Genomic DNA, 21,571 nt, shown 5'->3' with positions numbered 1-21,571 from the left:
TTTTAGGTTGCCCGAACCGAGTCGTCTTTCGCCAGTTTCACAGGGAATTGGAAAATCGATCTACTTCACGAAACAAAGCTTCATGAGAACGATCAGGACAATTTCAAAAGAAGTCGATGTTTTTACTTTCAAACGGGCGATTAGACTGAAAGATGCGCTCTCGTCGAGTAAACCCTCTAAAATAATCCCAGACTGTCCGAAGTGCATGGCTGTGCAATCTCTGGGACAGATGGGCATTTTAAGCTCATCCCTCATTTGATTTTAGGGGTCATCTTGCGTTCACGTTCCTGCCGCACTCTGGTTAGTACCCTCAATGGAAGACCGTTACACCCTCCGCGATACTACGATTAATACGTCGATCCGCTCTGCTCCGTTCTTTGAAGGGTTGCCCGATAGCACGATCGAGAAGGCGATTTCCCATGTTGTGATGCGGAATCATCCCGCGAATCAGGTGATTTTGCTCGAAAACGATTGGGGTAGCTCAGTTTATTTTATTCTCAGCGGTTGGGTGAAGATTCGGACGTATAACCTCGACGGAAAAGAGGTGACGCTGAATATTTTGGGTAAAGGCGAACTGTTTGGCGAAATGGCTCCGCTGGATGAAGTTCCCCGATCGACGGATGTGATCACGCTGGCTCCAACGGTAATTGGGAATATGCCTGCTCAAGACTTTGTGCAGTTACTCAATTCTGAACCAGAGGCGGGAATTCGACTCGCGCAATTGATGGCACGACGGCTGAGACAGGTGAATCGTCGCTTAAGATTACGCGAGTCGGATAGTACATCGCGAGTGGCGGATATTCTGCTATTTCTGGCGGATGGACAAGGGAAGCGGGGACAGAACGGAACTGAAATTCCAAACTTGCCGCATCGGGAATTAAGTAGTCTCAGTGGATTGGCGCGGGAAACAGTAACTCGTGTCTTGAGCAAGTTGGAGAAAAAAGGCTTGATTGTGCGCGATCGGGATATTCTTTGTATTCCTGATGCTCACGCCCTGGAACGATTGATGATTTAGGGCTGCCAAGCTGGATAAAAGATGGAAATGTTGCGATCTCTCGTGAGTTGTCGTAAACCTTTTCCATCTCGATTAATCATGTAGAGATTATTAGCGCTGATTGTGCCTGCTGTGAAAGTGAGTTGGCGGCTATCTGGCGACCAAGCAATTCCTTCTAATGATTCTGTTTTTAGCTTTGGTGTTAGATCCTTTGAAGCTGAGGTTTGAAGCTCGATCGTGTAAAGTGCGGTTCTGGACGAATCGACTTTAAGCGTGAACGCGAGTTGACGACGATCCGGCGACCAGGTGAGATTGTTGTATTCTCCGGGCTTGGAAGTTAGCGATTTCTGTGTTTTTGTCTTCAGGTCAAACAGTTCGATCGACTGGAGACTGTTCGGTTCAAGACGGTAATAAGCAACCTGCTGGCTGTTTGGCGACCAGATTAGATTGTTCGCGCTCCAGTTAATACCGGGATTTGTCCATTGGGCGAGTTGTTTCCCGTCAGCTTGAACGATCGAGATTCGCTGCTTTTCGCCTTCAAGATAGTCAATGCGGGCAATTTTCGTACTATCAGGCGACCAAACTACGGAGCTAAATTGGTAGCCTGTCTCGGAATCGGCAGGGGTAATCGGTTGAGTCACGCCTGGACTATCAAGCGTGATTCGGTAAAGCGACCTGTTTTGAACATAGCTGATGACTTGACCCTGTGGAGAAAATGCCACATTCGAGCGAATTCCTTGATCGGTACTGAGCGACCAAAGGCGAGAAGTTGTTCGTTGATTGTTAGTGAGAAAGACGCTGACTGTACCTGGAGCATCAGAGGTGAAGCCATCGCACGATCGAGAAAAGACAACTCGCTGATTGTCAGAAAGCCAGTGTAATGCGATCGAAGGTGCTTTACATCCTCCATCTCCCGCAAAGCGCTTTTTCAGATTCGAGCCATTCCCATTCACGACATATACATCTTGTTCTCCCACGGTGAATGCAATTCGTTGACCGTTCGGAGACCACACAGGTGCGCCAATTCCGCCTGCCAAAGCTGGAACGATCTGACGGCGATCGCGTCCTGTGGGTTGAATCGAGAAGAGTCCCATTTGACTGGGATTGTTGGCTGAACTAGAGTACGCGATCGCTGTTTGGGGAGCAGCTTGGACTGAGATACTTGTGAGCGCGATCGCAAACGTGAGCAGGGCGATGAATAGAAATTTTGCCGTTCGAGGGGAGAACGCGGTTTTCTGAAATAAGTGCGATCCGGGGTTTTGCACAACGCTAGTCGTAAATTTTGACACTTCATTTTATCGATCGATTCGCACAATCAAGACCGTAGAAACTGGCAAATTCTTAGATTCTTGAAGAATTTATTGCGCGATCGAACTTCATACAGTGACTACCTAAAACCGTCCGAATGTTCCGGAGAGAGTGTGCTTCTGAGTTTTTGCAACCTAAACTTTTCAAGCTCAGATGATCAATCCAATGCAAGAGAAACTAACAGTCAATGTTGTCTAAAGTGATCTAACCCAAATCTAGATTGGTTTAAATCTATGCTGATTAATCCTGACGGTATTCCCTCTCTGATTGCAGGGATTGGTGGAACAGCGCTGACTTCATTGTTGCTCGATCGATGGTGGCGATCGTGGACTTATGACCTGAATGGCAAGATTACTCTGATTACTGGAGGATCGCGCGGATTAGGGTTGGTGATGGCGCGTCAATTGATTGCACTAGGAGCAAAAGTGGCGATTTGTGCGAGAGATGCAGAAGAGCTACAACGTGCACGAACTGAGTTAGAACAACGCGGCGGAGAAGTCCTTGCACTGACTTGTGATGTAACTGATCAAGCACAAGTGAATCAGATGATTCGGCAAGTGCGAGAACACTGGGGTGCAATCGATATTCTGATTAACAATGCTGGAACAGATATTATTGGTCCTGTCGAATCTTTGACAGTGCAAGACTACGATGATTTGATGAAACTGCATTTTTGGGCATCGCTTTACACTATGAATGCGGTTGTGCCAGAGATGCAGGCACGAAAAGCAGGACGGATTGTGAATGTTTCCTCAGTCGGTGGAAAGATCGCATCACCGCACATGGTCGCTTACTGTGCGAGTAAGTTTGCCTTGGTCGGATTGTCTGAGGGAATGCGGGCAGAGTTGGCAAAGGATGGGATTTCGGTAACTACCGTTTGTCCTGGGTTTATTCGGACAGGTGTGCTGGATCATGGAATTATCAAAGGTCAGCATAAGAAGGAGTTTGCTTGGTTTAGTATTGGGGATTCGTTGCCGATCGTGGCGGCGAGTGCGGAAAAAGTCGCTCGAACGACGATCGCGGCGTTTCGTCGGGGTCAGGCTGAGGTAATTGTGCCGTTTCCGACTTGGTTGACGGTAAAGCTGTATGGATTGTCTCCGGCTTTGATGACGAACTTGCTGGGTGTGGTGAATCGACTGTTGCCGAAACCGGGCGGGATTGGGACAGAGAGAGCATTTGGCAAGGATAGTCATTCTGCTTGGTCGGATTCTGTTTTGACTGAATTAAGCGATCGTGCGGCTCGTCAAAATAATGAATTGACTTCATCTGAGCCGAAAGAGAATACAACCGTTGAATTAATTGAGTCAGAGCCAAAACTGGAGAAACAGATTGAAGCCGATCAGGATCAATCATTTACTGCTTCAGATACTCAGATTTCCTCGGAAGTTCAAGCTTGTTTAAGTGAAGTTCAAGATACCTTGGGAATTCCTTGGACACCTGCAAACTGGGAGGCTTACTCGAAGTATCCTGCGGTGATGCAATTGTTTTGGAAGCGGTTAAAACCTGTGATGCAAACGGAACCATTTTTGGAATCTGCGATCGCGCTTACAGAACAAGTTTATCGGAACATTGCGGATTGGTATCAGCCGAACTATCAAACCGAACTTGATGAGAGACAGCGGAGACAAATTCAGCGGGAGTTGAATGCGTTTAGCTTTGGTAATCCACAATTGCTGATTCAACAAATTGCTTTGAGTCGGGCTTTGTCCGGTGAAGTCGTGGGTGAAGATGGGAAAGCGGATGTGCGGCGAGGTCCGAATGCTTATCGACATCCAGAAATTAAATTTGCTGAATCCTCAGAAGAGTTGCAGCGGGTGTATCAAGACATTCAGCAAGCTTTGGGAATGTCGATCGTACCGTCTGATCATCAAGCTTTGGCTCGTTGGTCTGGCTTCTTTAGTGCTGGTTGGGAAGATATTAAACTATGGCGCGATCGACCGGAGTATCAATTGTTGAAGCAATCGATCGTGGAACGGGCAGAAAACGCGGCAAGTCGGTTACGTCCTGCGGTGTTTGTGGGAGAGGATGAAATTCGCGATCGATTGGACAATCCTGATGAGGTTGAGCAAATTCGACAAATGGTGCAGATGTTTACTGAGATTTTGCCGGATTTGATGATTCAGGATGCGCTGTTTCATGCTGGATTAGCGGGACTGCAACCAGTTGTCTTGTCCCGCGAAGAATGAGTTGCACCTTGAAGACTGCTAGAAGAAAAAGTAGCTCGATCGAGGCTGCTTTTTCTTTTGGAATGCGATTGAATTGATGAGTATGTTTCTCGAAGCAATTAACCGATGATTCAAGTCCTACAGAACTGGCAAGAAGTTGAAACCGCGACACAAGCCTTACAACAATCTAATTTACCAACTCACATCACGATTCAGAAGAATTGGGATCAGTGGTTGCTTGCTCAACTACTAGAGGCTCACTCTATCGATCGACAATCTAATATCTTAGATCTCGGTTGCGGTGATTGTTGCACACTGGAATTTTTGTCTGCTCTTGGCTATACCAATCTACATGGAATTGATTTGCAGGTAAAAACTGAATCTTCTACCTATCAGCTTTATCAAGGAGATATCACAGCAACATCCTTCTTGGATAGCTCGATCGATGTTGCTGTGAGTATTTCTGTGATCGAGCATGGAGTCGATTTAGATGCTTTTTTTCGGGAAGCTTACCGGATTCTGAAACCGGGTGGATTGTTGTTTGTAACCACTGATTATTGGCAGAATAAACTCTCGATCGACAATTCAATTCAGCCGTTTGGATTGTCTTGGACAGTCTTTTCGAGTGCGGAAATTGAAAGCGCGATCGAGCTTGCTAAGGCTCATGGCTTTGTTCTACGTACAAATCAGAACATTCCAGCTTGTACGGATACACCTGTCACTTGGTATCAGAAGAACTACACGTTTCTAGCGCTGACCTTTCAGAAGCCACAGTAACCAAAAATGGTCGTGCCTGTAGATAAAGGCACGACCAAGATTGACTGCTAGGATTTGATTACGCTCCAGAACCTTCGCTAGTGGGTTGAGGTTCCATCTCCTTGAGCAATTCAGGTAAGGGAATTCCCCTTTCTTCTGCTAACGCTTCAGGTGGTTTTTGATAGAACTGCGATCGAACATATTCCCCAGTGTTTGCTATGGGTAAAGACTTCATCTGGTGGGGAATGGTGTAGTAACGATGCGTTTGTCTTTGGATGTGACGCTCTTGGATTGACTCGTTTGAAATCTTTTTGCGGAGCTTGATGATGGCATCCATGATTGCTTCTGGACGGGGAGGACAACCAGGAATGTAAACGTCGATCGGGAGAATCTTATCGGCTCCACGAATTGCAGTCGGAGAGTCGGCGCTGAACATTCCACCGCTGATCATACAAGCACCCATCGCGATCACGTATTTGGGATCGGGCATTTGTTCATACAGTCGGAGCGTGGGTGCTGACATTTTCATGTTTAATGTGCCAGCGAGAATCAGTAAGTCGGCTTGGCGCGGAGAGGCTCGTGGGATTAAACCGAATCGATCGAAGTCAAATCGCGATCCAATCAGTGCAGCAAATTCGATGAAGCAGCAAGCCGTTCCGTATAGAAGGGGCCACAAGCTTGAGAGTCTCGCCCAATTGTAGAGGTCGTCAACTGTGGTGAGAATGACGTTTTCGGAGAGTTGAGTGGTGACTGGAGGATAGCTCACTGGATTTGCCAGAGAGTGCCCGTTTTCGGCAGGGGGTTGAGGCATAGTAGTAGTTTGGATAGATAGGGAAATTAGCGATCGACTGATCCCATGATGATGTCGATGCTACCGAGGACAACCATAATGTCAGCGACTTTTGCACCTTTGAGAATGTGCGGGAAGATCTGGAGATTGCAGAAATCAGCAGCGCGAATCTTCCAACGCCAGGGGAATACACTGTCATCACCGACGATGAAAATTCCAAGTTCACCTTTGCCAGTTTCGACGCGGACATAGTGTTCGCCTTTTGGGATTTTGAAGGTGGGAGCAATCTTCTTGGCGATGAATTGATAGTCGAACTGATTCCATTCGGATTTTGGTCCTTCTGCTAGACGTTTTGCTTCCAGGTTCTCGAATGGTCCTCCGGGTAAGCCTTTTAGTGCTTGCCGAATGATTTTTACAGACTCGCGCATTTCTCTAATGCGGACAAAGTAACGGGCGAGAACATCGCCTTCTTTTTCGGTGATGATATCCCAGTCAAAATCGTCGTAGCATTCATAGTGATCGACTTTGCGTAGGTCCCATTGCACACCAGAACCCCGCAACATTGGACCGGAAAGGCTCCAACAAATGGCATCTTCGCGGCTGATTGTGCCGAGTCCTTCTAAGCGTCGTCTGAAAATAGGATTGTTGGAAATCAATCGCTCATATTCATCGACTTTAGGCAGGAAGTAGTCGCAAAAATCAGCGCATTTATCGATCCAACCGTGTGGTAGATCGACTGCAAGACCACCGATTCTGAAATAGTTGTGATTGATCATGCGGTAGCCAGAGGCAGCTTCCCACAAGTCATAGATTAGCTCTCGTTCCCGGAAAATGTAGAAGAACGGAGTTTGTGCGCCTAAATCGGCGGCAAAGGGTCCGAGCCATAATAAATGGTTTGCAATTCGATTTAGCTCCAGCATGATGACTCGAATGTAGCTGGCGCGTTTGGGAACTGTGATCCCGGCTAACTTTTCAACTGCATTGACGGTGACGGCTTCATTGAACATTCCTTCTGCGTAGTCCCATCGACTGACGTAAGGAACGTACATGATGGTTGTGCGGTTCTCAGCAATTTTTTCCATGCCGCGATGGAGATAGCCGATGACAGGCTCGCAGTCGAGGACATTTTCGCCATCAAGCGTGACCACTAATCGACAAACACCATGTGTGGAAGGATGGTGTGGACCCATGTTGAGAACCATTGGGTCGGTTTTGGTTTCAATGATTGGCATTCGGAATTCCTTTTTTATTCAGAAGCAGTTTGCTTAAATCTCGCACCAATCTCATACCTAAGTCTCTGCTAAATTAGCGAGGGCAATTTGCTTCAACTTCTATCTAATGGCAGGTGTTCAACGAATCCCTACTGCACGAGTGGAATGGCGGTTGTGAGGGTGTCTGGAAGCTTTAACAATCGCTGTTCTAGAGGGTCTAAACCGATTCGCTCGGTAGCAGAGATAAAGAGCGCGTCGGGATAGGATTGTTGCACTTGTGATAGGGTTTCTCGATCGACTTGATCAATTTTGTTAAACACCAGAATTGCATCGGGTGGAGTAGCGGGAAGCTCGGATAGAACTGTATTAACAGATTCTAAGTGCTGCTCCCAAGCTGGATGAGAGAGGTCGAGAACGTGTAACAGTGCGTCTGCTTCGGTGACTTCTTCGAGGGTTGCTCGAAACGCATCCATCAGTGCAGGCGGCAAATGGTGGATGAATCCTACAGTGTCAGTGAGGAGTAAATTTCGTCGATCGTGGGTGTTCGGATCGGTTACGGTTAAGCGTCGAGTGGTGGGGTCGAGCGTTGCGAATAGCTGATCTGCGGTGTAAACTTCGGCACGAGTTAAGACATTGAGTAAGGTAGATTTGCCTGCATTGGTGTAACCGACTAGGGCGATCGTGGGAGTGTCTTGTCGATCGCGTTGTTGTCTTAATCGGGCGCGATGGGCTTGAAGCTGATTGACTTCTTGTTGGAGTTGGGTAATTCGACGTTGAATCGTGCGGCGTTCGGTTTCTAGTTTGGTTTCACCTGGTCCACGAGTTCCGATTCCTGCACCTAAGCGAGACATATCTTGCCCGCGTCCACGTAATCTTGGCAGTGTGTATTCTAATTGTGCAAGTTCGACTTGGAGTTTTCCAGCTTGCGATCGCGCTCTTTGAGCAAAGATATCTAAGATGACTTCGGTACGATCGACTACTCTCACACCAGTCTGTTCTTCTAAGTTTCGGGCTTGAGTTGCGGAGATATCTTGATTGAAAACAATTAGGTTTGCTCCTAATCGTTGAGCTTCTAAGGTGATTTCTTCGACTTTTCCTTGACCGATCACGGTTTGGGGATGAGGATTCGATCGCTTTTGTTGAATCACTCCGAAAACTTCACCTTTGGCACTTTCGACTAAGCGAATCAATTCGTCGATGCTATCTTGAAAACGTCGATCGGACATTTCATTCGTTTGCAATCCAATGAGTAAAGCTCGATCGTGATCGAATTCAACCGTTTGTGAGAAATCGAATCCGGCATCTTGAATGTCTTTTTCCCAATCATCGATCAGTTGATCAGCATCTTGTTTGATCAATGTGTTGAGTGGAATTGATTCGACTTGCCACGGTTGATCAATGTCGGGAACGAGATGCAATAGATACGAGTGTTGGGTTTTGTCTTGGAGTGTGAGAACGACGATCGCATCGAGTCGCTGACGTAACATTGCAATAAAAGCACTCGTGTCGGGTGGTTGGAATTGAGCCACGATACAGCGAATTCCACTGAGTCGATCGCGACTGCGACGCGGTAGTTCTGATTCGGGCAGTCGGGTTTGCATCGGGGTTCCAACACCGACTCGAAGAATTTGTCCGCGACGATTGATATAGCAACAAATCGGTTGATGAATGGTTTGGCTGAGTGATGCCAATTTTTCAGCGAATTCTAGTGTGATAAAGCTATCACCGGGGAGACGAGTTTCGTAGAGTTTTTCAATTTGTTTGATGTGAGTCGAGCGGATGCCTTGAAGATGACCGTAAACAGTTGCCATTAGAAATCCCTGCTGACCTGCGATATTTCTAAGTTAGGGATTTGAGAAACGATGATCCTCTGACTTAGGTAGGAGCGGGAATTGACATTCATTAGGGCGTGTGCGAAATTTTGTACAACCCAAATGGGTTTAGGCGATGTGTGGGTCGAACAATTCGATACTTCTCAGTTTCTTTGTCGATCGCGATCGGAGAACTGTTGAATGACTACGCTTTTAGAGTCTTCTAGCTCAGTTGAACAAAAGAGTCGATACATTCCTCAAAATCATCGTAAGATTCTTTGTGTTTTTCCTACTTACAGCCGCTCGTTTGGGACGTTTCATCATGCGTTTGGACTGAAAGGGGTGAAGGCGTTTATGCCGCCTCAAGGATTGTTGATTGTGGCAGCTTATTTGCCTCAAGAGTGGGATGTGCGATTTATTGATGAGAATGTTCGTCCTGCGACTGCTGCGGATTATCGCTGGGCGGATGTGGTGATTGTTAGTGGAATGCACATTCAGCGATCGCAGATTCAACAAATCAATGAGCGGGCACATCGGGCTGGAAAGATTACGGTGCTAGGAGGTCCTTCGGTTTCGGGATGTCCTGAATACTATCCGGATTTTGATATTTTGCATTTGGGAGAATTGGGAGATGCGAGCGATCGCATGATCGAATATTTGGATCAGCATGATGCGCGACCGACTGAGCAGATTCGGTTTGAAACTGTCGATCGCTTGCCTCTGACTGAGTTTCCAACTCCGGCTTATCATCAGTTGAATTTGAATCAGTACTTTTTAGCTAACATTCAGTTTTCTAGTGGTTGTCCGTATCAATGTGAGTTCTGTGATATTCCAGCGTTGTATGGACGGAATCCTCGATTGAAGTCGCCTGAACAGGTTTTGCGTGAGTTGGATGCGATGTTAGAGGCGGGAAATCCGGGAGCCGTTTATTTTGTCGATGATAACTTTGTCGGGAATCGGAAAGCGGTGATGGAACTGTTGCCGCATCTGATTGAATGGCAGAAAACGAATGGGTATCCGGTGCAATTTGCTTGTGAAGCGACGTTGAATTTGGCGCAGAGTCCGAAGCTGTTGGAGATGATGCGGGAGGCTTATTTTTGTACAGTGTTTTGTGGGATTGAGACACCGGAACCGGAAGCATTACGATCGATTTCTAAGACTCAGAATTTGAGTATGCCGATTTTGGACGCGGTGAAAACGTTGAATCGGTATGGAATGGAAGTGGTGTCGGGAATTATTTTGGGGTTTGATACGGATACAGAGGAAACTATCGATCGTATTTTGGAGTTTATTCGGCAGTCTCAGATTCCGATGTTGACGATCAATTTATTGTATGCGCTACCAAAAACGCCGCTATGGGAGCGGTTGAATGTGGAGGGGCGAATTGTTGCTGATGAGGGGCGAGAGTCGAATATTGACTTTTTGATGCCTTATGAACAAGTGGTTGAGATGTGGCAGCGCTGTATTGCAACTGCATACCAACCAGAGTTTTTGTATGAGCGGTTTGCTTATCAATGTGAGCATACCTATCCAAATCGAATTAAGGTTCCGAATAGTCCAGCGAGAACGGCTCCGGATAAAGTGCGGCGTGGGTTGCTGATGTTGGCGAAAATTTTGCTGAGAGTGGGTGTGTTTAGTCGGTATCGCGAGACGTTTTGGCAAATGGCTTCACCTGCATTGAAGAAAACGAAGATTGAGCAGGTGATTCATATCGGATTGGTGGGACACCATTTGATTGAGTTTACGCAGGAATCGACGAAAGGGCTGGAGTCGGCTTCGTTTTACTCGCAGAAGTTTCGCGGGCATTGATAAAGCGTTGTCTCACGATTCTTAAATATGATTTTTATTGGACTCAAATAGAGTCTCAGATGATTTTGCGGATGTTGAGGAAGCGCGATCGCTATCTCACAATTCTCAAATCAATTTTATCCCTAGACTTAGTTCGAGTCTCAAATGATTTCATCGATTTAGTTTTACAGAGGTTGCGTGTCCAGAATAAGTGTCTGTGAAAGCGCCCTCAAGGATTCGTCCGTCTGGGGCGAGGTTTAGATTGGCGATTCCTTCGGTGTTGTACACGGTTTGATAGTTGATAATGATCGATTGTCCTTGGATTTCGCCAGTGCCGATCGCGGCAATTCCATAGACAGGATTGCTTTCTTGGATTGCGACAACATTACCGTTTTGCACAATTTGATAGGAAAGAGTTCCAGAACCATACCAAATTCCAGTGAGATCAAAATCAACGCGCTGAAAGGGCAGTGTGGTTTGAGGTTGTTGGACTTTCTGGACGAATTCTGTGAAGCGCTTTTTTAAGTCCGCTTGGCGTTTTTCGAGTTCTTCTGTGGATAAGTCTTCGATCTTTCTTTCAGGGAGGCTTTCATCGTCGCCAAATCCTAAGCGAAGTCCTCCGGGTAGTGTGAGTTCTCGAACAACGAGACCGAAGTATAAGCTAATAGAAATAATAATGAGAAGGAAGACGACCCAGAGCGGTTTGATTTTTTTCATGAAGGTTTCTGGGGTAAGAACTTCACCCGAATCATAATCTTGTCGGGAGACGTATTTCTACCGCTTCAGAGAATCTTTAAAGGGCAGTGAAAATACACCGACTGAGTAAAGTGATATCATCTTTGTCTCTGTTTCTCATCCTCGTTTCGTCATTAGACTTAACCTCAGTCTCAAATAAGATACATTTTCTAAAATAGACTTCTAAATACTTCTAAGATAGTTTCAACGCTATTCGATTTTTTTAACTTGTAGTATCTCAGTTGAGACCAATATCGAGTCTTGCTGAGTGTCTCGTTTAAGATGGATGATAAACCTGCTTAGGATTGGTATGAAGTCACTCGAACTTGATGAACTGCCGTTTCTACGATCGATTTGTTGGCAAGGAGAAACGCCTTCGATCGACCCGTTGAATGATGCAGAAATTATTCAACTTTATGAACGAAACTGGCGCTATCGCGGCGTGATTGCGGACTTGAGTGAAACTGAGAAGGAGATTGTTTATCAATTAGCGATCGAACATCATTCCTGGTTAGTCAATGAGCTTTGAGCATCCGATTCACAACGCTGTTTTGCGAGTTCTGCAATGTCTCGATCGTGTATTTTTTGAGTCTTGCCGCATTTACTTTGGAGGCGGCACGATGTTGGCATTGAACTATGGAGAATACCGACTTAGCAAAGATATCGATTTTCTTTGTCCTTACGGGGCTGAATTTTCTCAGTTGCGACGGGCAATTTACGATCGAGGATATGATGCTTTGTTTGTTCCGAGTTGGCGAGATTATTTGCAATTGCCTGGAATGATCAAAACTGATCGGGATGGGGTTCGATTTAGCATTCAAGTTGAGAATGTAATTCTGAAGTTTGAAATTGTGGCTGAAGGTCGCATTTCTCTAGAATCGCCCTCAAAGCCGGACTGGTCGCCAGTTTCTTGTTTGAGCGTGATTGATCAAGTGGCGGAAAAACTGTTGGCAAATGGGGATCGTTGGGCAGATTCCTCAACTGACTCACGGGATCTAATTGATTTAGCGATTTTGAAACAGCATAGCGACTTTCCACAAGCTGCGATCGATAAAGCAGAAGCAGCTTATCGGAGTATTGATCCACTTAAGCGATCAATTCTGGGTTTTCAAGCGAATCCTGATTATCGATCGCGGTGTTATCAACGCTTGCAGGTTCGATCTGCGATCGAGATTGCTGATGGTTTGGATCAGCTTGCACAGCAGTTTGGGCTTGAGCCGATGATCCGTCAAGCAATGGAAACTGAGCAAGCAGAAGATTGATCGAACTCATGTGCTAAGTAGATAGGCGCAATTAAACCTAAGTCTGCAAGTTCTCTCGCTTCGTGGCTGACTCGCCCTGAACTGGAAGTTCGGGCTAACCGTGCGAAGTGGGTTGAAACCCACTGAAGAGCAGGTCTTGATTCGCTCTTAGTCCCTGAAAGGGACTTCGCACGGTTAGCCCCGATTTCAATCCGGGGCGAGAGAGAACGGAGCGAGTGATCTTCAAATTAATTCAGCCCACTTACTTGTTTAAGGTTGAACCACTTCAAGATCTCCGTTTTGGTAAACTCTAATGCTTTGCACAGGTCTACCTGGGCTAATTCCTAAAGCACTGGTCATTGCAGCCGAGATTGCAGGACGTAATCTATCGCTGTTGAGGAAGCCTTCTACGTTGTCTTCTACATTGCGCTGAATATCGCTGCCTGCATTTGGAGCAAACCAGTCACAGAGGAATGCGAATAGATCGTTGCTGCAACCTGCGATCGAAATATCTGCTCTCAGACTCGCTTCGACATTCTGACGGTAGGTAATGCCGCTTGCTTGAGCGATTGGTTCTAGTTGAATTTGAAACCTGGCATTGTTCATCTGCACATCTCGATTGCAGATCGCAAAACAACCCGCATTGTTTACACAATTTGTCCAGAACTCCCTGCCGTCACTTTCAAACGCTAAGTTGATCCTCAGCTTGCCAGAATCGTAGCCAAACTGTGCGCCAACGCGGAAGTAGGCGCGTTCATTACTGCGATCGGATTCGTGTCGATTTGGTGTGAAGTTATTCAACCGTACAGAAGTTTGATTAAACACGTCTTGCAATCTGGGAAGCCAAGCTGTACGAGGAATGATGTCGAACGCGATCGCATATTACTGAGCGAATTACCCAACGCCTCGACAACATTTCTGGTTGAACCCCCGCTTCAGTCGCTTACGGATCAACTCTGGTTAAACGGTTGGGAATTTTTTGCGGGGCATAGTTCCAGTCGGATTGATAACGATACAGGGCAACTGGTTTTGAATTCTAGCGATCGCTTAACGATTTCACAACTGAAACATGCGATGAAGAAAGCGATCGCTGGAGGGTTAAAATTAGCAATTTTTAATTCCTGTGATGGTCTGGGACTAGCGCGTGAACTCTCTGATTTGCAAATTCCCTATCTTATTGTGATGCGAGAACCTGTGCCCGATCTGGTTGCTCAAGCTTTCTTGAAGAATTTCTTGATTAGTTTTTCCAGTGGAAAGCCACTATACGAATCAATTCGAGAGTCTAGAGAAAAGCTGCAAGGATTGAAAGATAGCTTTCCTTGTGCAACTTGGCTGCCCGTGATTTACCAGAATCTCGCTGAACCTTCTCTGACCTGGGATGATCTCTAAAAGCGCAGCATTATTCACTCTATACGGGCTAAGAAAAAATGGCTGTTAAGAGATTTATCGAAAACAAATTACCCGCTGTCTTCGGCTTCGCTCAGTTAGCTAGAGATCGCGCCCTGAGCGAAGCCGAAGGGCAGTCTTTCAAGCGGTAAGCTCTTTCGTAGAAATCTCCTTAGTGCGCGGCGGCGTACTTTGTTTGTATAGTTCCAAATTCCATTCGGCGGGCATTTTCGATTTGTGCAGGGTATCTACTAATTTGAGATTATATGAGACTCGTGGTGAGTCCCATAGACTGTCTTATATGAGATTGTTTTACTGCTTTGTTGCAGTTTCACCGACAGATTTTAAGGCTCGTGCGATTTGAGTGACTCGTTTGCCTTGAAATTTTGCAACTTCAACGTCATCGGCTGAGGGTGGATTATTCTCTTGACCTGAAACAGTTGATGCGCCGTAAGGGGTTCCTGCTTTAAACAGTGCCGGATCAGCATAACCTAATGGAACAATGATCAAACCTAAGTGTGCCATTGGGTTATACATCGAAATAATGGTGCTTTCGTTGCCGCCATGAACACTCGATGTAGAAGTAAATGCACTGCCAACTTTACCGACCAATTTGCCTTGAAACCAAAGACCACCGAGTGAATCGATGTAGGCTTTGAGTTCTGAAGACATGCTGCCAAAGCGTGTGGGACAGCCGAGAATAATGGCATCGGCGGATTCGGCATCTTCAGGAGTTGGAGCTTCGTAAGCGGCATTCATACGATCGGCGTTTTCAATCCAACCTTCTGCTTTTTGCATGACTTCTGGCGGCACGACTTCTCTGGCGCGACGGAGAATCACTTCTGCACCTTCAGATTTTGCGCCTTCTGCGATCGCGTTAGCAAGCGCTTCGGTTGAACCATTGCGAGAGTAGAAGACGATTAGCACTTTGACGGAATCCATAGCTCTTGTTCAAATTTACGATGTGCGATCGCAATGCTAGAAATTCAAAGTCGGATTTGCGTAAGTCGGAGTGCAGAGATATTTCGCGATCGCGCGAGATTGCTACGGTGAAATGCGTATTGAATTTGGTGAATTTGAATGATGACGGTTGAAAAATTGCTAATGATATAAGTGTTTCTAATCAATTTATGTCGTTGCGCTAATGTGATAGTTGTTTTTGAGCAAAATTTTGTGCAAAAACAGATTCAACTGATGAAAAATGATTTGTGTGATTGTTTTTTGAGAAATTCTTAAGCAAATTCACTTGTTTTTATCCCACGTTGCCTTGTAATTTCCTGATCTCTACGAATCTGAATTCAAATTTCGAGCGATTACGGTTGAGAAAACCTTTGGGAGTAGGAAATGACCCAACAAAAGAAATCTGCAACCGTTACACGAGCACAATTAGATCTGGCGAATTTACAAGCGATCGATCCGACATTGGATTTGGGAGATGGATTGTCTGTCAAAGAATTAAATCGATTGGTTCAAGAAACGCAGGACGCGATCGCTCAATTTAATATTGCAGCAGCAACGATCGCAAATAATCGGCGGCTGATTCGAGAGAAAGAGAATGCGATCGCGGATTTGAGCCAGAGATTACGTTTGGGAGTGGGAGCGCGGTACGGAAAAAATAGTAGCGAGTACCAATTGGCGAATCGGGCTTCTAAACGGGGACGCAATGGCAAACTGATTGAGAAACCTGTGGAAGAAAACAGCGCTCCAGCCACTTCGGTGTCTGCAATGAACTAACTCAGGCTAAATTTGTAACCGACAAGGACGTGCGCCATCTCGCGATTCGTTTTTGTCGGTTATATTTTGTTTGATGATCTTAAATGAGAGTTACATTGAGACTTTGCTTGAGTCTTAGATGCTAAATGTGAGACAGGATTTGCAAAATTGAAATTGAACTGCGATCGGACCAAAAGCAAGACGCGAAAATTAGTCCATTTTTAGTCCACTCCATTATTTTTCTTAAATTTGGAGTCTAAAACCCATTTACAGCAAGTACTCTGTAGAAGATAGCAAGTTTGATGTACTGCGTAACCCGCAAGACTTCAACCCTGAACTAGCCCCAGAATTCTCACCAGTAATCTCAGCCCAGAATCGCAGGCAAATCTAAATCTAAGCGGTGTCTCAGACAAGACTTTTCGCAAGACTTATATAAAGTCTCATCTGAGACTCTGTTTTATTGAATGGCACGATCGCAAATCAGGCACAATAACAGCTATTTCCTGGTCAGTCCGCAACGGCGGACTTTGTTTGTCTAGCCGCAAATTCCATTCGCTAGGGCATTTTAATTCTCTATATAAGTGGACATAAGTAGATGGACAAAATCAAATACACATTAGATTTGGGTTTCGGCTGCGCTCAACCCGCAAAGATCTTGATGCTTGAGCGTTGAGCGCAGCCGAAACGCGGTAATCAATTCTGTTCAACTACATAAGACCGAAACCACTCATCGCAAGCCGTCACCAACAAACTCCAGAACTCAGGCTGACTCGACCAATGCCCAAACGGAAGTTCCAAATAGCGTTTCGCCCCACCTAACCGCTCATAATTCCGACGAGTCACCACCGGATCAACCATCTTGTCAAACTGTTGATTCAGCACTAAAGTCGGAATCGAATTCGCTTCCAAAGAAACAGCAGGCGGAAACCCCGACATACTCCGAAGTCCACGCAGCGAGATCGTTCGCGGTGGCACAGGATCAGCATCCCATTGCGCCTGAAACAAACTGTCGCGCTCATCCATCAATTTCTCAAACACCCCAATCCACCCATAAGGAATATGAACCTGCTCAAATGGTTCAAGCAACATCATTGAAGACTGAAGCACCTGAGACACAAACGGAATTCTCGTGAGTGGAGCCATTCGCGAAAACAAAAGCGCATCATCCGTCCCCAGATCCAGCAAATTCAAACAAGCGATCGCACAAACAGGCGCACCCGCAGCCGCAGCATAATACGTCAAACCACCCCCCAAACTACCCCCCGCCAAAAACAAAGCCGTCCCAAACTTGTCTTTTGCCCAATTCGCCGCATCCACAATATTTTGAATACACTCCGCAAACGTATAATCTCCCCGATCGCCACCCGATAACCCCTGTCCTCGCTGATCCGGCAGCACCACCGTATACCCCAAATCAAAAAACTGAAGCGCCAAATGCGTAAACATCCGACTATATCCAGCCGCACCATGATTAAACAAAATCACCGGAGCCGTACTTTCACCGCGATCGTAAACATCCAAATGCAACTCCACACCCGTCGATAAAATCGTGAACTCCTGCCGTAACTGATTGCTCCGTTGCACAATCTCACGATCGAAATAAATCTGCCAATAATCCCTTGCCCCGATCGTCAACGTATTCATCAGAATTGTGACCTCAGTGAATAAAGTTCAGTTCACAACTTGATAATATGAACAATCATTCGCATTGCCAATTCGCATTCTTATGCCGCGAAATCGTCAAACCAATAAAAGCTCTAAGCCTTACAAAAAGCCAACTCAAGACCGCTCTCAATTCACCGTAGACGCGATCGTAGAAGCAGCGATTCAGGTTTTTGAGGAATACGGCTATGCCGCAGGCACAACCACACGCATCGCAGAACGCGCAGGCGTATCGATCGGCTCACTCTATCAGTACTTCCCCAACAAAGACTCGATTTTAGTCGCGATCGCAGAACACCACCTTGAAGAATGCCAAATCGCCGCAATGCAACTGTTGACCAAAGCGCAAAACCAGCCGCAAACACTAGAAACAGCGATACGCCTATTCGTAGAAGGAGCCGTTACCCTTCACACTCAAAATCCAAAACTACACCAGCTACTTTCCGAAGAAATTCCCCTACCAGAAAGCATTTGGCAAGAATTTGAAGCGCTAGAGCAAGAGCTAGTCAATCAAATCACCCAGCTACTCAGCCTGCACCCTCAAGTCACAACCCGAAACATCGAGCTATCCGCCTATGTAGTCGTTCAAATCGTAGAAGCAATGGCGCACAAATTAGTGCTCCACCCCTCGAATCAGCATCATTTAACCAACTGCATTGACGAAATTGTGTTGATCTTGCTGCGCTACCTATCCAACGAACAAACATCCATCTAGAACTCTCTCCACCCCTAATTTCGATCGCAAACAAAATCTCATATAAGACTTTCAACTAGACTTACTTCAAGTCTCACATGAGAAGCCAGATCTATCGACTTCGACGACGTGGATTCGATCGAGGACGTGGGCGCGGATTCGGTCGAGCCTGTGGCGGTCGTACCTGCGGCAAATTCCCATTTCTCCAAATCCCCTGCGATCGCCGCCCATTCGCAAAAATGTAAACCCCTCTCCCATTCCGCTGATTATTCTGAAACGCCCCTTCATATCGATCGCCATTTGGATACACACAAACCCCAATCCCATTCATTGCATTCTGCCGAAACTCCCCTTCACACCGCGTCCCATTCGCATAAACAAACACGCCCCGACCCTGCCGCACATTATTTTGAAACGACCCCTCAAACCGATTCCCACTCGGAAACGTACATCGTCCAAATCCATTCATCGCGTTCTGTCGAAAATTCCCCTCACACCGCGTCCCATCCCGATAAATAAACACCCCTTGCCCTTCTCGTACATTCCGCCGAAACTCCCCCTCATACCGATTCCCACTCGCAAACCGACAAACCCCGCGCCCATTCAATAAATTGTCCTGAAAATTCCCCTCACACCGCGACCCATCCGGGAAAATAAACACCCCTTGCCCTTCCCGCTCAGACTTCCGCAAATTCCCCTGAAACCGACTCCCGCTCGGAAACAAACAAGAATAAACCCCTGTCAGCCATCCATCCTGCAATCGCCCCTCACAATAATCGCTATTTTTCGGAGCCGCACTCACCGCCTCAGAAAATCCGACCGAAATACCAACACTGGTAATCGATAAGACAAAGCCGAACAAGCCTGTCATCGATCGTGACCAAATCGTGAAATCCTTCATACCTAAACAACCTTGCACCATACCAGAACTCTTGTTTTGTGAGTTTGCGACAAATTCTATGCTTAATTAAGGCAAAGAATGTCAAAAATGGCGCTATAAGGGGATAGCATTTTCGACATTTGCTGTAGTTCACATCGTTCCAAGTCGGTTGGTAGTGTATCCATGTTTCCGATCTTGCCCATTTCCCCGTTTGCCCAGATTCTCACACGAGTTCCGAGCCTTCCTCCTGCGATCGTCGCTCCCCAGCCCACGAACCAGGAGACACTCCCACCTCAAGAGAGTATCCCTCCCCAAGAATTCATCGAAACCCAAGAGATTCGCCCGCTCCCCGGCAAACTCGACGACATCCCCGTATTCAATAGCAACAGCCCCGAAGTCGTTCTAACCGAAGGAATCCTACTCTCAACCTTTCCCCCAACCGGAATGCGTATTCCTTCAGCCCACCTAAATTACGCCTTCAACGGGCGCTTCGACATCTTCGCCCATCACATCTCCAGAGCCAGCAACCCCAGCCAAACGCGATCGCTCTTCCAAGGCGTTGTCGTCTACAACCCAAACGATCAACCCGTTCAAGTTGAGATCTCCCAAGCCGCAACCTATCTCACCCGCCCCGATGCTCTCTTTATTGAACTTCCCTCCTACGTCGAAGATCCAGTCGGAACCGTCTTCGCAGGACCCGGAAGCCGCGTCGTCAGCGACATCTTACGCGGACGAAGGCAAGGAAATCTCCCAACTGTAATGGTCATCCCGCCAAAACAAGCCCAAATGCTGATGAATCTCCCCATTCCAGCCGGAACCGTCACCCCAACTTCAAACGGTCGCTCTACATTAATGCGTCTCTTCAGCAACGCCCCCGTTTACGTCGCCACCCTCGCCATGTTCGCCCCCCTCAACCCCAATCGAACCGAGCGAGTCCCCACGATCGAGGAATGGCTCAATCTCTTAGTCAATGCTGGAGTCGCCGGACCCAGAGACATTCCCCCCACGCCACCCAACTCCAAAAGCACCAACATCACCTATGGTCGAGTGGCTGGAGTCTCCAGAGGTTCCGAATGGCGCACAACCATCACCGACAATCGCAAAGACTACCTCAGCATCCCAAACTCCGGTCGCGCCTTCTCCTACGGTCTAAGTACACTTGAACAAGGAACCTTTGCCACCGGACAAATTCAGAGTGCTCCCATGCTTGTGCGCTACCCCGATACTGCCTACCTCGCTAACGGGAATTACGCAACGCACTACATTCTGACGCTGCCGCTCCGAAATACCACCCGCCAAACTCAGGCGATTTCATTGTCGATCGAAACCCCAATCAAACAAGACCGCAGCCGCAACGAACTCGTCTTCCTCAACCCCCCCGATCCTCGAATCTTCTTCCGAGGCACAGTCCGCCTCCGCTATCTCGACGATCGCTCAATCCCCCAAACCCGCTTCATCCATCTCGTCCAACGTCGCGGACAAAAAGGCGAACCCCTACTCAATCTAACCCTGCCACCCGGAGCTACACGATCGGTTGAGGTTGATTTCCTCTATCCACCCGATGCCACTCCTCCCCAACTTCTCACCATCCGCACTTTAAGCCGCTAATCATCGTGTCCAATCTTGCCACCGTCGAACCCTGGCTTTACTGGTCGCTCTTCCCAATTCATCGAGCATTTTTGAAACTTTATTTCGGCTCGATCGACATCCAAGGACGAGAACATCTCCCCGAAAAGGGTCCCCTAATTCTGGCTTCCAAACATTTCAGCCGTTGGGACCCACTCGTTCTCTCACTTCTCAGCAAAGAACCGCTCAGATTTATGACCAACGCCAACCAATTCGAGGGCATTCAGGGTTGGATGATCGAGCGCCTTGGCGCATTCCCAGTAAATCTCTCTCGTCCAAGCGTCTCCAGCTTGCGAAGTGCGATCGAACTTCTTCATGCTGGACAAAAGCTTGTAATTTTTCCAGAAGGGGGAATCGTCCGCGATCGACCCCTACGAGAATTCAAAACTGGGCTTGCGAGATTAGTGCTTCAGGCGGAGGCGAGTGGGAAAGTGCAAGTGCCGATTTTACCGATCGCGCTTTCCTACTCTCCCAATGCCACACTCCGCGCAAATATCTCTATCCAAATCAGCGCCCCTCTATATACAAGCGCCTACCGCCAGGAAACCGACAAGCAAACCGCCGAACTTCTCACCAAAGCTCTTTATTCCGAAATCCTAGGAGCTTTACCCAGTGGGACTTAACCCCCTCTACCCCACGAATTCCGAAACTTTTTTGAAAAATCCTATTGACACCCTTCTATCTCCCACGTTATATTGATTAAGCGGTGAGGGAAGCCAAGCGAAAGCGACGGTTCCGAGCCAAACACTGAACCTATACAACAGAATAGTTTAGAAGCCAGAGAAAGGAAAGCCTTCGTCAAAAAAATGTT

20 protein-coding genes are annotated in these 21,571 nt (G+C 47.0%); 11 read left to right on the top strand and 9 right to left on the bottom strand.

The features are described from left to right. Positions 1 to 313: 313 nt before the first annotated feature. Positions 314 to 1,015, top strand: a complete 702-nt coding sequence (locus ACQ4M5_RS11745; RefSeq protein WP_430675798.1) for a Crp/Fnr family transcriptional regulator — start codon at positions 314 to 316, stop codon at positions 1,013 to 1,015. On the opposite strand, the gene ACQ4M5_RS11740 is transcribed toward ACQ4M5_RS11745, so the two are convergent. After that, the gene (locus ACQ4M5_RS11740) at positions 1,012 to 2,283 is read right to left on the bottom strand and encodes a hypothetical protein (RefSeq protein WP_430675797.1); all 1,272 of its coding nucleotides are present in this window, start codon (positions 2,281 to 2,283) and stop codon (positions 1,012 to 1,014) included. The genes ACQ4M5_RS11745 and ACQ4M5_RS11740 overlap by 4 nt on opposite strands. A gap of 252 nt (positions 2,284 to 2,535) precedes the next feature. On the opposite strand from ACQ4M5_RS11740, the gene ACQ4M5_RS11735 reads away from it, so the two are divergent. Together ACQ4M5_RS11735 and ACQ4M5_RS11730 are read left to right on the top strand one after the other, a co-directional pair. Further along, the gene (locus tag ACQ4M5_RS11735) at positions 2,536 to 4,488 is read left to right on the top strand and encodes an SDR family NAD(P)-dependent oxidoreductase (RefSeq protein WP_430675796.1); all 1,953 of its coding nucleotides are present in this window, start codon (positions 2,536 to 2,538) and stop codon (positions 4,486 to 4,488) included. A 105-nt stretch (positions 4,489 to 4,593) separates the two neighbouring features. Then, positions 4,594 to 5,244 carry a class I SAM-dependent methyltransferase gene (locus ACQ4M5_RS11730; RefSeq protein WP_430675795.1) on the top strand — a complete coding sequence of 217 codons (651 nt, stop codon included), beginning with the start codon at positions 4,594 to 4,596 and terminating at the stop codon, positions 5,242 to 5,244. Positions 5,245 to 5,302: 58 nt separating this feature from the next. Here the strand turns inward: ACQ4M5_RS11730 and nuoB are convergent, their stop codons facing one another. The 3 genes from nuoB to hflX all read right to left on the bottom strand — a co-directional run bounded on the left by nuoB (position 5,303) and on the right by hflX (position 9,035). Continuing rightward, the gene (gene nuoB, locus ACQ4M5_RS11725) at positions 5,303 to 6,034 is read right to left on the bottom strand and encodes an NADH-quinone oxidoreductase subunit NuoB (RefSeq protein WP_430675794.1); all 732 of its coding nucleotides are present in this window, start codon (positions 6,032 to 6,034) and stop codon (positions 5,303 to 5,305) included. 26 nt (positions 6,035 to 6,060) lie between these two features. Beyond that, positions 6,061 to 7,245 (bottom strand): photosynthetic/respiratory NAD(P)H-quinone oxidoreductase subunit H, encoded by a 1,185-nt coding sequence (locus tag ACQ4M5_RS11720; protein ID WP_430675793.1) that lies wholly within the window; start codon positions 7,243 to 7,245, stop codon positions 6,061 to 6,063. A gap of 128 nt (positions 7,246 to 7,373) precedes the next feature. Beyond that, positions 7,374 to 9,035 carry a GTPase HflX gene (gene hflX, locus ACQ4M5_RS11715; RefSeq protein ID WP_430675792.1) on the bottom strand — a complete coding sequence of 554 codons (1,662 nt, stop codon included), beginning with the start codon at positions 9,033 to 9,035 and terminating at the stop codon, positions 7,374 to 7,376. A 201-nt stretch (positions 9,036 to 9,236) separates the two neighbouring features. Between hflX and ACQ4M5_RS11710 the strand changes: the two genes are divergently transcribed. Then, a complete protein-coding gene (locus ACQ4M5_RS11710) occupies positions 9,237 to 10,844 on the top strand; it encodes a B12-binding domain-containing radical SAM protein (protein ID WP_430675791.1) in 1,608 nt (535 codons plus the stop codon). Positions 10,845 to 10,994: 150 nt separating this feature from the next. Here ACQ4M5_RS11710 and ACQ4M5_RS11705 read toward each other — a convergent pair whose 3' ends face one another. After that, on the bottom strand, positions 10,995 to 11,540 hold the full coding sequence (locus ACQ4M5_RS11705) for a hypothetical protein (RefSeq protein WP_430675790.1): 546 nt from the start codon (positions 11,538 to 11,540) through the stop codon (positions 10,995 to 10,997). Positions 11,541 to 11,868: 328 nt separating this feature from the next. Between ACQ4M5_RS11705 and ACQ4M5_RS11700 the strand changes: the two genes are divergently transcribed. Then, positions 11,869 to 12,087 (top strand): hypothetical protein, encoded by a 219-nt coding sequence (locus tag ACQ4M5_RS11700; protein WP_430675789.1) that lies wholly within the window; start codon positions 11,869 to 11,871, stop codon positions 12,085 to 12,087. Beyond that, on the top strand, positions 12,077 to 12,820 hold the full coding sequence (locus ACQ4M5_RS11695) for a nucleotidyl transferase AbiEii/AbiGii toxin family protein (protein WP_430675788.1): 744 nt from the start codon (positions 12,077 to 12,079) through the stop codon (positions 12,818 to 12,820). The genes ACQ4M5_RS11700 and ACQ4M5_RS11695 overlap by 11 nt, the downstream gene beginning before the upstream one ends. 249 nt (positions 12,821 to 13,069) lie before the next feature. Here the strand turns inward: ACQ4M5_RS11695 and ACQ4M5_RS11690 are convergent, their stop codons facing one another. Next, positions 13,070 to 13,624 (bottom strand): hypothetical protein, encoded by a 555-nt coding sequence (locus ACQ4M5_RS11690; RefSeq protein ID WP_430675787.1) that lies wholly within the window; start codon positions 13,622 to 13,624, stop codon positions 13,070 to 13,072. On the opposite strand from ACQ4M5_RS11690, the gene ACQ4M5_RS11685 reads away from it, so the two are divergent. Then, complete coding sequence (locus ACQ4M5_RS11685) at positions 13,613 to 14,188, top strand: CHAT domain-containing protein (protein ID WP_430675786.1); 576 nt, start codon at positions 13,613 to 13,615, stop codon at positions 14,186 to 14,188. The two genes, ACQ4M5_RS11690 and ACQ4M5_RS11685, sit on opposite strands and share 12 nt — an antisense overlap. A 309-nt stretch (positions 14,189 to 14,497) precedes the next feature. On the opposite strand, the gene wrbA is transcribed toward ACQ4M5_RS11685, so the two are convergent. After that, positions 14,498 to 15,127: an NAD(P)H:quinone oxidoreductase gene (wrbA, locus tag ACQ4M5_RS11680; protein WP_430675785.1), complete on the bottom strand. Its 630-nt coding sequence runs from the start codon at positions 15,125 to 15,127 to the stop codon at positions 14,498 to 14,500. A 402-nt stretch (positions 15,128 to 15,529) separates the two neighbouring features. Here wrbA and ACQ4M5_RS11675 point away from each other — a divergent pair, with 402 nt between their 5' ends. Continuing rightward, positions 15,530 to 15,919, top strand: a complete 390-nt coding sequence (locus tag ACQ4M5_RS11675; RefSeq protein ID WP_430675784.1) for a hypothetical protein — start codon at positions 15,530 to 15,532, stop codon at positions 15,917 to 15,919. 672 nt (positions 15,920 to 16,591) lie between these two features. On the opposite strand, the gene ACQ4M5_RS11670 is transcribed toward ACQ4M5_RS11675, so the two are convergent. Further along, on the bottom strand, positions 16,592 to 17,542 hold the full coding sequence (locus ACQ4M5_RS11670; protein ID WP_430675783.1) for an alpha/beta hydrolase: 951 nt from the start codon (positions 17,540 to 17,542) through the stop codon (positions 16,592 to 16,594). Between the two features lie 82 nt (positions 17,543 to 17,624). On the opposite strand from ACQ4M5_RS11670, the gene ACQ4M5_RS11665 reads away from it, so the two are divergent. After that, positions 17,625 to 18,275 (top strand): TetR/AcrR family transcriptional regulator, encoded by a 651-nt coding sequence (locus tag ACQ4M5_RS11665; RefSeq protein WP_430675782.1) that lies wholly within the window; start codon positions 17,625 to 17,627, stop codon positions 18,273 to 18,275. Positions 18,276 to 18,366: 91 nt separating this feature from the next. On the opposite strand, the gene ACQ4M5_RS11660 is transcribed toward ACQ4M5_RS11665, so the two are convergent. Next, complete coding sequence (locus ACQ4M5_RS11660) at positions 18,367 to 19,176, bottom strand: MORN repeat-containing protein (RefSeq protein ID WP_430675781.1); 810 nt, start codon at positions 19,174 to 19,176, stop codon at positions 18,367 to 18,369. A gap of 141 nt (positions 19,177 to 19,317) precedes the next feature. On the opposite strand from ACQ4M5_RS11660, the gene ACQ4M5_RS11655 reads away from it, so the two are divergent. Together ACQ4M5_RS11655 and ACQ4M5_RS11650 are read left to right on the top strand one after the other, a co-directional pair. Then, positions 19,318 to 20,742 carry a DUF3370 domain-containing protein gene (locus ACQ4M5_RS11655; RefSeq protein ID WP_430675780.1) on the top strand — a complete coding sequence of 475 codons (1,425 nt, stop codon included), beginning with the start codon at positions 19,318 to 19,320 and terminating at the stop codon, positions 20,740 to 20,742. Positions 20,743 to 20,747: 5 nt separating this feature from the next. Next, entirely contained in the window at positions 20,748 to 21,383 is a 636-nt protein-coding gene (locus ACQ4M5_RS11650) for a lysophospholipid acyltransferase family protein (RefSeq protein ID WP_430675779.1), read from the top strand. The last annotated feature ends 188 nt before the right edge of the window (positions 21,384 to 21,571 follow it).

This window comes from Leptolyngbya sp. AN10 (genome assembly GCF_050565645.1).
In the GTDB taxonomy this organism is placed as follows: Bacteria; Cyanobacteriota; Cyanobacteriia; order Leptolyngbyales; family Leptolyngbyaceae; genus Leptolyngbya.
The sequence above is the reverse complement of the archived record's forward strand: the minus strand, read 5'-3'. Positions and strand labels throughout refer to the sequence as shown.

Coding starts and splice junctions, on each gene's coding strand:
- ACQ4M5_RS11745 (WP_430675798.1), top strand. CDS start 314: ATGGAAGACCGTTACACCCTCCGCGATACTACGATTAATACGTCGATC.
- ACQ4M5_RS11735 (WP_430675796.1), top strand. CDS start 2,536: ATGCTGATTAATCCTGACGGTATTCCCTCTCTGATTGCAGGGATTGGT.
- ACQ4M5_RS11730 (WP_430675795.1), top strand. CDS start 4,594: ATGATTCAAGTCCTACAGAACTGGCAAGAAGTTGAAACCGCGACACAA.
- nuoB (WP_430675794.1), bottom strand. CDS start 6,034: ATGCCTCAACCCCCTGCCGAAAACGGGCACTCTCTGGCAAATCCAGTG.
- ACQ4M5_RS11720 (WP_430675793.1), bottom strand. CDS start 7,245: ATGCCAATCATTGAAACCAAAACCGACCCAATGGTTCTCAACATGGGT.
- hflX (WP_430675792.1), bottom strand. CDS start 9,035: ATGGCAACTGTTTACGGTCATCTTCAAGGCATCCGCTCGACTCACATC.
- ACQ4M5_RS11710 (WP_430675791.1), top strand. CDS start 9,237: ATGACTACGCTTTTAGAGTCTTCTAGCTCAGTTGAACAAAAGAGTCGA.
- ACQ4M5_RS11705 (WP_430675790.1), bottom strand. CDS start 11,540: ATGAAAAAAATCAAACCGCTCTGGGTCGTCTTCCTTCTCATTATTATT.
- ACQ4M5_RS11700 (WP_430675789.1), top strand. CDS start 11,869: ATGAAGTCACTCGAACTTGATGAACTGCCGTTTCTACGATCGATTTGT.
- ACQ4M5_RS11695 (WP_430675788.1), top strand. CDS start 12,077: ATGAGCTTTGAGCATCCGATTCACAACGCTGTTTTGCGAGTTCTGCAA.
- wrbA (WP_430675785.1), bottom strand. CDS start 15,127: ATGGATTCCGTCAAAGTGCTAATCGTCTTCTACTCTCGCAATGGTTCA.
- ACQ4M5_RS11675 (WP_430675784.1), top strand. CDS start 15,530: ATGACCCAACAAAAGAAATCTGCAACCGTTACACGAGCACAATTAGAT.
- ACQ4M5_RS11670 (WP_430675783.1), bottom strand. CDS start 17,542: ATGAATACGTTGACGATCGGGGCAAGGGATTATTGGCAGATTTATTTC.
- ACQ4M5_RS11665 (WP_430675782.1), top strand. CDS start 17,625: ATGCCGCGAAATCGTCAAACCAATAAAAGCTCTAAGCCTTACAAAAAG.
- ACQ4M5_RS11660 (WP_430675781.1), bottom strand. CDS start 19,176: ATGGTGCAAGGTTGTTTAGGTATGAAGGATTTCACGATTTGGTCACGA.
- ACQ4M5_RS11655 (WP_430675780.1), top strand. CDS start 19,318: ATGTTTCCGATCTTGCCCATTTCCCCGTTTGCCCAGATTCTCACACGA.